Source organism: Mesorhizobium sp. M1E.F.Ca.ET.063.01.1.1, from assembly GCF_003998155.1.
Classification (GTDB): Bacteria; Pseudomonadota; Alphaproteobacteria; order Rhizobiales; family Rhizobiaceae; genus Mesorhizobium.
On sequence record NZ_RZSC01000079.1, the window covers coordinates 1 to 7,434 of the forward strand.

A 7,434-nucleotide genomic window follows, 5' to 3' on the forward strand; every position below is an offset into this window, starting at 1 on the left:
CTTCTGGACGATGTCGATCTCCGACTTCCTCGACGAATATTTCGAGACCGACGTCATCAAGGCGAACTTCGCGCTCTCCGGCATCATCGGCACCGCGCTCGGGCCGATGTCGCCCGGCACGGCCTATGTGCTCCTCCACCACTATATGGGCGAGGTCGATGGCTCGGTCGGCGCCTGGGGCTATGCGCGCGGCGGCATGGGCGCCGTCACCAAGGCGCTCGCCGCCTCCTTCAAGGCCTCCGGCGGCTCCATCCGCACCGGCGCCGAAGTCGACCATGTGCTGATCAGGAACGGCAAGGCAAAGGGCGTCGTGCTTGCCGGCGGCGAGGAGATTTACGGGAAGCTCGTCGTCTCCAACGCCGACGTCAAGCGCACCTTCCTGAAGCTGGTCGAGGAAAAGGAGCTGCCCGACATCTTCCTGCGCCGTGTCCGGAATTTCAAAATCCGCGGCTCGTCCGGCAAGGTCAACATCGCGCTGGATTCGCTGCCCGAATTCCCGGCCTTGCCCAAGGATTCGCCGGTCTATCGCGCCGACATGCATTTCACCGATTCCATCGAGCGCATGGAGCGCGCCTATGACGACTGGAAGGCCGGACGCTGGTCGGTCGATCCCTTCCTCGACATGGTGATCCCGACCACGCTCGACCCGACCATGGCACCGCCCGGCAAGCATTTCATGAGTTGCTTCGTCCAATATGCGCCGCCCAGGATAGACGGCCGCGACTGGACGGACGCCGACCGCGGCGGCTTCGCCGAGAGCGTGATTGCGCAGATCGCACAATATTCGCCCGGCTTCCGTGACCGCATCGTCCATATGGAAGTGCGCACGCCGCGCGAGATCGAGGCCGAGGTCGGCCTCACCGAAGGCAACATTTTTCAGGGCGAGCTCACCTTCGACCAGTTGCTCTTCAACCGCCCGGTGCCGGGCTACGCGCAATACCGCTCCCCCGTTGGCGGACTCTACATGTGCGGCTCCTCCACCCATCCGGGCGGCGGCGTCATGGGCGCGCCCGGACGCAACGCCGCCACCGAGATCCTGCGCGATCTTGCCAAGCCAACCCTGCATATGAGCCCGGCCCATGACGTCATCTGAAGTGAATTGGAACGCCATCGTCATCGGCGGCGGCCACAACGGCCTTGTCGCCGCCGCCATGCTGGCAAAGTCGGGCCGCAAGGTGCTGCTGCTCGAGGCCGGCAACGATGTCGGCGGCGCGGCGCGCACCGAGGAATTCGCGCCCGGCTTCCGCGTCTCCGCGGTCGCCCATCTGCTCAATCGGCTGCATCCCGATGTGGTGAAGACACTGGAGCTGGAACGCCATGGGCTGAAGGTTGAGCGCGGCGATTTCGTACCCTCGGTCGCGCTGTCGAAGGACGGCCCGCTGGTGCTGCACGGCGCCTATGGCGAGGTGCTGACCGGCGCCACCCCGTCGGAGCAGTCCGCCTGGAGGGATCTGCGCGCGCAGTTGCTGCGCTATGCCGGTGTGCTGAAGCCTTTCCTGTCGCGCCGGCCGCCGGACCCTGCCGGCATGTCGCTCGCCGAGATGACCGGGCTCGGCCAGACCGCGCTGGCGCTGAAGCGGCTCGGCAAGGAAGATATGCGCGACTTCCTGCGCGTGCTCTTGATGAACGTCTGCGACCTGCTCGACGAGCAGCTTTCGGACGACAGGCTGAAGGGTCTGCTCGCCTTCGATGCGACGCTCGGCAGCCATCTCGGTCCGCGCTCGCCGACCTCGCTGCTCGGCCTCTACTACCGGCTGGGCGGCGAGATCGGCGGCCTTGCCGGCGCGCAGATACTACCGAAAGGCGGCATGGGCGCCGTCGTCGCCGCCATCCGCTCGGCCGCAGAAAAGGCTGGCGTCTCGATCCGCCAAACCTCGCCGGTCGCCAAGGTCATCGTCGAAAAGGGCCGCGCCGTCGGCGTCGTCACGCAAGGCGGCGAGACGCTGCGGGCCAAGACGGTCGTCTCCGCAATCAACCCGGCAACGACGATCCTCGATCTCGTCGGGCCGCGCGAGGTCGACACCGGCTTTGTTCGCAAGGTGAGGAACATCCGCATGAAGGGCGACGCGGCAAAGCTCCATCTGGCGCTCGACCGGCCGCCGCAATTCACCGGCGTCGACGCCGCTGGCCCCAAGGGCCGGCTGGTCATCGCCCCTTCGCCCGACCATGTCGAGCGCGCCTTCAACCCGTCCAAATATGGCGAGTTCTCACCCGAGCCGGTGATGGAGATCACGCTGCCGAGCCTCGCCGATCCCACGCTGGCGCCATCCGGCGCCTGCGTGCTCTCGGCCGCGGTGCAATACGCGCCCTATGCGCTGAGAGAGGGCTGGACCGCCGGCAAGCCGCAATTCCTCAAGGCGATCATGGCGCAGCTCGAAGCCTATGCTCCGGGGATCGGCGCGACGGTGCGCCATGCCGAGCTTTTGACGCCGGCCGACCTCGAGGCGCGCTACCGCATGCCCGGCGGCCACTGGCACCACGGCGAATTGCAGGCCGACCAGATGCTGATGTCGCGGCCCGTCTCTGGCTGGTCGGGCTACGACACGCCGCTCGAAGGCCTGTTCCTTGCCGGCGCCGGCTCGCATCCGGGCGGCGGCATCTCCGGCGCGCCCGGCCTCAACGCCGCGCGCCGCATCATCGCGATGAGGGCCTAGGGATGTTTTTGCAAATCGCTGAAGTCGCACTCTACGGCGCCCCCCTCTGTCCTGCCGGACATCTCCCCCACTTGGGGGGAGATTGGCAGCTTCGCCCGGCGGCGCCCCCTTTTCCAACGTTCGAGATTGGCACGGCTGATCTCCCCCCTTGTGGGGGAGATGTCCGGTCCACCCTCCGAAGCTGCAGCGCAGCTGCTGCGGAGGAAGGGCAGGACAGAGGGGGGCGCGAAGGAACGCCATCATGAATCATCATTCCTCCATCAAGCCATCGACCGCCCGCACCCTGGCACAATCCCACTTCCGCACGCTCCGGCACGACACGCCCTTCCAGCCACGCATCGACGCGTTGGCACTGAAGAACGACTGGTACAACTGGGCCGGCTACCGCGCGCCGCATTCGCTGTGGGACGAGGAGCTCGAATATTTCGCCATCCGCAGCCAGGCAGCACTGTTCGACATCTCGCCGATGACCAAATACCGGATCGAGGGCCCCGACGCCGAAGCTTATCTCGACCGCGTCACGCTGCGCGACGTGACCAGGCTGAAGCCCAGCCGTGTCCATTACACCGCCTGGTGCGACGACGAGGGTTTCGTGCTCGACGACGGCACCTTGTTCCGGCTGTCGCCGACGCGCTTCCGGCTGTGCTCGCAGGAGCGGCATTTGCCCTGGCTGCTCGACAGCGCAATAGGCTACGACGTCATCGTCGAGGAAGAGACCGAGGCCGTCGCCGGGCTGGCGCTGCAGGGTCCCACCTCCTTCGCCATCCTGCGCGATGCGGGCTTCGCCGGCGTCGAACGGCTGAAGGTCTTCGACCTCGCCGAGTTCGCGCATGACGGCGCAGCCGTCACCATCTCGCGCACCGGCTTCACCGGCGACCTCGGCTATGAGCTGTTCGTGCCTGCCGGCAAGGCGCTGAGCCTGTGGGACCGGCTGATGGCGGCCGGCGAGCTGCGCGGCATCCGCGCCATCGGCTACACGGCGCTGAACCGCGCCCGGCTCGAAGCCGGGCTGATCGTCGCCAATGCCGACTTCACCACCGCCGAGCATGCCATCCGCGCCGACCGGCTGCGCATGCCGGACGAGATCGGCCTCGGCTTCATGGTCGATCCGGAGATGAGGCACTTCAACGGCCGCCGCGCCATCCTGGAAGCAAGGGCCAAGCGCAGGCTGCGTCACGTGCTGGTCGGGCTGGAGATCGAAGGCAACATCCCGGCCGAGCATGCCATCGTCTACTATCGCAAAAGCCAGGAGGTCGGGCTGGTGAGCGCGGCGATGTGGTCGCCCATGGCCAAGCGCAACATCGCCATCGCCTCGTTGCAGAGGCCCTATGGCGACACGATCGTCGACGACCTCTGGGTCGAGATCTATGCCATGCGCGAATTGCAGTACCAGAAGCTGATGAAGCGGGCGAAGATCGTGCCGCGGCCCTTCATCAGGCTCGACCGCCGCACCGCCAACCCGCCGGCGGATTTCTAAAATGGCAAGCGAAGCGGACGAGGCGGAGGCGGAAGCCGCCGAGCAGTGGGAGCTGGTCAACACGCCGCTCGGCGAGATGGGGTCCGGCCGCACCCGCTACGCGGCGGCGATGTATTTCTTCAAACGCGGCGAGATGAACGCCGAGACGCTCGAGGTCTACCGCATCTGCGCGAGGCTCGACCACGAGGACCCCTTGCCGATCATCCGCGACCGCGGCGTCGACAAGGAATGGCTGAAGCGCATCGGCTACGCGCAGTAGGCGTAGTCCTACCCTATGGTTCTCTCGAGCACATTCAACCAGTTGCGATAGGCGATCTTCTCGATCAGCGCGCGTCCGAAGCCGCGCGCGGCGAGCGCGCCGATGAGCTTGGGCAGGCCGGCAACGTCGCCGATCACCGCCGGGATCATCGCGCCGTCGAAATCGGAGCCAAGGCCGACGCCGTCCTCGCCGAGCGCCTGCAGCAGCGAATCGATGTGGCGCACCATGATGTCGAGGCCGGTGTCGGCATTCATGCGGCCGTCCTCGCGCAGGAAGCCGGTCGCAAAGTTCAGGCCCACCATGCCGCCCGACTCGCGGATCGCGCCGAGCTGCCAGTCGGTCAGGTTGCGCGAATGGCCGCAGATCGCATGCACGTTGGAATGGGTCGCGACCAGCGGCGCATCGCTGAGCGCCGCCACGTCACGAAAACCCTTCTCGTTAAGATGCGAGAGGTCGATCATGATCCTGAGCTGGTTGCAGGCCTTGACCAGCGCCTTGCCGGCATCGGTGAGGCCAGGCCCGGTATCGGGCGAGGAGGGGAAGCGGAACGGCACGCCATTGCCGAAAGCGTTAGGACGGCTCCAGACGATGCCCAGCGAGCGCAGGCCGGCGGCGTGCAACACGTCGAGCATGGTGAGCTCCGGGTCGATCGCCTCGACGCCTTCGATATGGAAGACCGCCGCGATCGAGCCCTTCGCCATCGCCTCGCGGATATCGCCGGCGCTGCGGCAGACGGTCAGCGCGCCGGCGCGCTCCAGCCTGAACAGGATCGAGGCCATGCCGATGGTGGAGGTGATCGCCTCGGCGCGCGGCAGTTCCGGCGGCAGAGGTTCGTCGTCGCTCGGCGCCGGCGGCACGGCGCTGCGCTTGGTCTTTTCGACCGGCGGCGGAAAGATCGCGAACATGCCGCCGGCAAAGCCGCCTTTGTTGGCGCGCGGCAGGTCGATATGGCCGCCCGGCGTCCCTTCGATGAACAGCTTTTCGACATCCGCTTCCTTCGACTGGTAGAGCCGAAGCAGCGTGTCGTTGTGGCCGTCGAAAACGGGGATGAGGTCGGTTTCGGTCATCAGGGAAGCCATTCAATTCGGTGACAGGCGGGACGGAGGTTTCGTCCGAACGAACTGTCTACTTAGGCAAGATGGCCGAACTGCGCAAATGCCAGAGGCGTGTTCGCGTTTGTGGCTGGGCCTCTTCCTTCTCCCCTCGTGGGGTGAGAAGCGGTCCGCGTAGCGGACGAAAAGCCAATTGCTTGGCTTTTCGAGCTTCGAACGCCCTGAGCCAGCGAAGGGCCGGGGGTGGCCGATCCACCCTGCCGGGTCCCCGCTGCTTCGCAGCGTCCCGGCGTTCGCCGGCCTTTCATCGTGCCACTGGCACGATGAATTCGTCTTCGACGAACCGGCTGCTCACCCCACAAGGGGAGAAGGGAACGCCGCGCTTACTGCTTCAGCACGTCCGCCCATTCCGGATGGCGGCGGAACTGGGCGTTGGCGAAGGGGCAGAGCGGGATGATCTTCTTGCCGGCGGCGCGCGCGTCCTCGACGGCGCGGGTGACGAGCCGAAGCCCGGCGCCCTGGCCGCGGAAGACGTCCGGCACCTCGGTGTGATCGATGATGAGCTGGTGCTCGCCGATCTTGGTGAAGGTCATCTCGGCCTCGGCGCCGCCGGGACCGCGCAGCACGTAGCGCCCCTTGGAGCCATGGTCCTCGAGTTCGATCTCGGGCAATTGGTCAGCCATTGTTCTTGCCTCCTTCGGCGGCCGGCGCGAAGCCGAAGAGCCGCCGCGCCGCTTCGCTTTCATTCGGCCGCACCTCGTGCCCGCCGTCGTGCCATTCCACTGTGACATCGGCCCCGTCGGCGCGCAAATAGGCCTCCAGCCGCGTGGTCAGGTTCGGCGGACAGATCGGATCGCGCCTGCCGGCCGTGATCAGGATGCGGCGGCCGGCAAGGCTGCCCTTCACCTGAGGCTCGAACGGGATGAGCGGATGCATCAGCGCCGTGGCATCGAACAGGGTCGGCTCGGCGAACACCAGCGAGGCCAGGATGTTGGCGCCGTTGGAATAGCCGAGCCCGAACACCGCCGAGGGCTTTGCCGCCTCGACATGCGCCTTGACGAAGCCCGCCATCTTGGCCGTCGCCCGCGCGAGATCGTCCATGTCGTAGACGCCCTCGCCGGTGCGGCGGAAGAAGCGGGCAGCGCCCTGTTCCGACACGTCGCCGCGCGGCGACACGACGGTCGCCGAAGGCAGCAGCTCACGGCCGAAGGACAGAAGCTGGTTCTCGTCGGCCCCGGTTCCGTGGAGGACGAAGAGCAGCGGACTGCCCGGCGAACCGGGCAGCATTTTGTGGATGTAAGCGTCCTTGCTCATGGCTTTCAGTCTTCCAGCTTCTGCAGGTGCTGCTCGAGATAGGATCTCAGATGCCGATGCTGCATCGGCAGCTTCAGCGCCTCGCCGAGATGCGCGGTGTCCTCGTCGCGGTCGAAGCCCGGCTCGTTGGTGGACACCTCGAACAGCACGCCGCCCGGGGTACGGAAATAGATCGCCCAGAAGTAATCGCGATCGATGACCGGCGTCACGCCATAACCCGTGTCGACCAGCGCCTTGCGCACTTCGAGCTGTTTGGCGCGATCCTCGACCGCGAAGGCGACATGATGCACCGAGCCGGCGCCGAGATTGGCAAAGCCCGCGCCCGGCAGCGATTCGATGTCGACGATGTCGGCACCGTTGCCGTTCTTGATCGCCAGCCGGCGGATGTTGCCGGACTTGTCGACCTCCTCATAGCCCATGAACTTCAACAGCTCCTCGGTGGCGCCGCCGTCCTTCAGCCTGAGCGCGACCGAGTGGAAGCCGCGGATCGCTTCATCGCCGGGAACGCCGCCCTTCACCCAGGGCGCGCGGCTGTCGGCCTTGTCCTCGACCAGCGCGAAACTGTCGCCGTCAGGGCCGGTGAAGGCGAGACGCTTCTCGCCGAAGCTTTCCGTGCGGGCGACGTTGCCCACGCCTTCGTCGGCGAAGCGCTTTTCCCAATAGGCGAGCGTGCCTTCC

Annotated in this window: 8 protein-coding genes; 4 read left to right on the plus strand and 4 right to left on the minus strand. The window is 66.5% G+C overall.

Annotation, left to right across the window (positions count from 1 at the left end; genetic code table 11):
• The 4 genes from EOA29_RS09215 to EOA29_RS09235 form a co-directional block, all read left to right on the plus strand.
• A partial coding sequence (locus EOA29_RS09215) for an NAD(P)/FAD-dependent oxidoreductase (protein WP_145969647.1) occupies window positions 1-1,093 on the plus strand: 1,093 nt, incomplete at its 5' end.
• Window positions 1,080-2,654 (plus strand): NAD(P)/FAD-dependent oxidoreductase, encoded by a 1,575-nt coding sequence (locus EOA29_RS09220; RefSeq protein ID WP_126091583.1) that lies wholly within the window; start codon window positions 1,080-1,082, stop codon window positions 2,652-2,654. The genes EOA29_RS09215 and EOA29_RS09220, both read left to right, overlap by 14 nt.
• Before the next feature lie 241 nt (window positions 2,655-2,895).
• Window positions 2,896-4,131 carry an aminomethyltransferase family protein gene (locus EOA29_RS09230; protein WP_126091582.1) on the plus strand — a complete coding sequence of 412 codons (1,236 nt, stop codon included), beginning with the start codon at window positions 2,896-2,898 and terminating at the stop codon, window positions 4,129-4,131.
• Between the two features lies 1 nt (window position 4,132).
• Entirely contained in the window at window positions 4,133-4,390 is a 258-nt protein-coding gene (locus tag EOA29_RS09235) for a hypothetical protein (protein ID WP_126091581.1), read from the plus strand.
• Window positions 4,391-4,398: 8 nt separating this feature from the next.
• Here the strand turns inward: EOA29_RS09235 and EOA29_RS09240 are convergent, their stop codons facing one another.
• The 4 genes from EOA29_RS09240 to EOA29_RS09255 all read right to left on the minus strand — a co-directional run.
• The gene (locus EOA29_RS09240; RefSeq protein WP_126091580.1) at window positions 4,399-5,457 is read right to left on the minus strand and encodes a dipeptidase; all 1,059 of its coding nucleotides are present in this window, start codon (window positions 5,455-5,457) and stop codon (window positions 4,399-4,401) included.
• Window positions 5,458-5,825: 368 nt separating this feature from the next.
• Window positions 5,826-6,125: a GNAT family N-acetyltransferase gene (locus tag EOA29_RS09245; RefSeq protein ID WP_040998912.1), complete on the minus strand. Its 300-nt coding sequence runs from the start codon at window positions 6,123-6,125 to the stop codon at window positions 5,826-5,828.
• A complete protein-coding gene (locus EOA29_RS09250) occupies window positions 6,118-6,756 on the minus strand; it encodes an alpha/beta hydrolase (protein WP_126091579.1) in 639 nt (212 codons plus the stop codon). The genes EOA29_RS09245 and EOA29_RS09250 overlap by 8 nt, the downstream gene beginning before the upstream one ends.
• Window positions 6,757-6,761: 5 nt before the next feature.
• Window positions 6,762-7,434, minus strand: a 673-nt coding sequence (locus EOA29_RS09255) for a VOC family protein (RefSeq protein WP_245468444.1), incomplete at its 5' end; no start/stop codon positions are given.

Bases quoted from the DNA above. Each gene is read 5' to 3' on its own strand.
- EOA29_RS09245 (WP_040998912.1), bottom strand. From the start codon at position 6,125: ATGGCTGACCAATTGCCCGAGATCGAACTCGAGGACCATGGCTCCAAG.
- EOA29_RS09235 (WP_126091581.1), top strand. From the start codon at position 4,133: ATGGCAAGCGAAGCGGACGAGGCGGAGGCGGAAGCCGCCGAGCAGTGG.
- EOA29_RS09250 (WP_126091579.1), bottom strand. From the start codon at position 6,756: ATGAGCAAGGACGCTTACATCCACAAAATGCTGCCCGGTTCGCCGGGC.
- EOA29_RS09220 (WP_126091583.1), top strand. From the start codon at position 1,080: ATGACGTCATCTGAAGTGAATTGGAACGCCATCGTCATCGGCGGCGGC.
- EOA29_RS09240 (WP_126091580.1), bottom strand. From the start codon at position 5,457: ATGACCGAAACCGACCTCATCCCCGTTTTCGACGGCCACAACGACACG.
- EOA29_RS09230 (WP_126091582.1), top strand. From the start codon at position 2,896: ATGAATCATCATTCCTCCATCAAGCCATCGACCGCCCGCACCCTGGCA.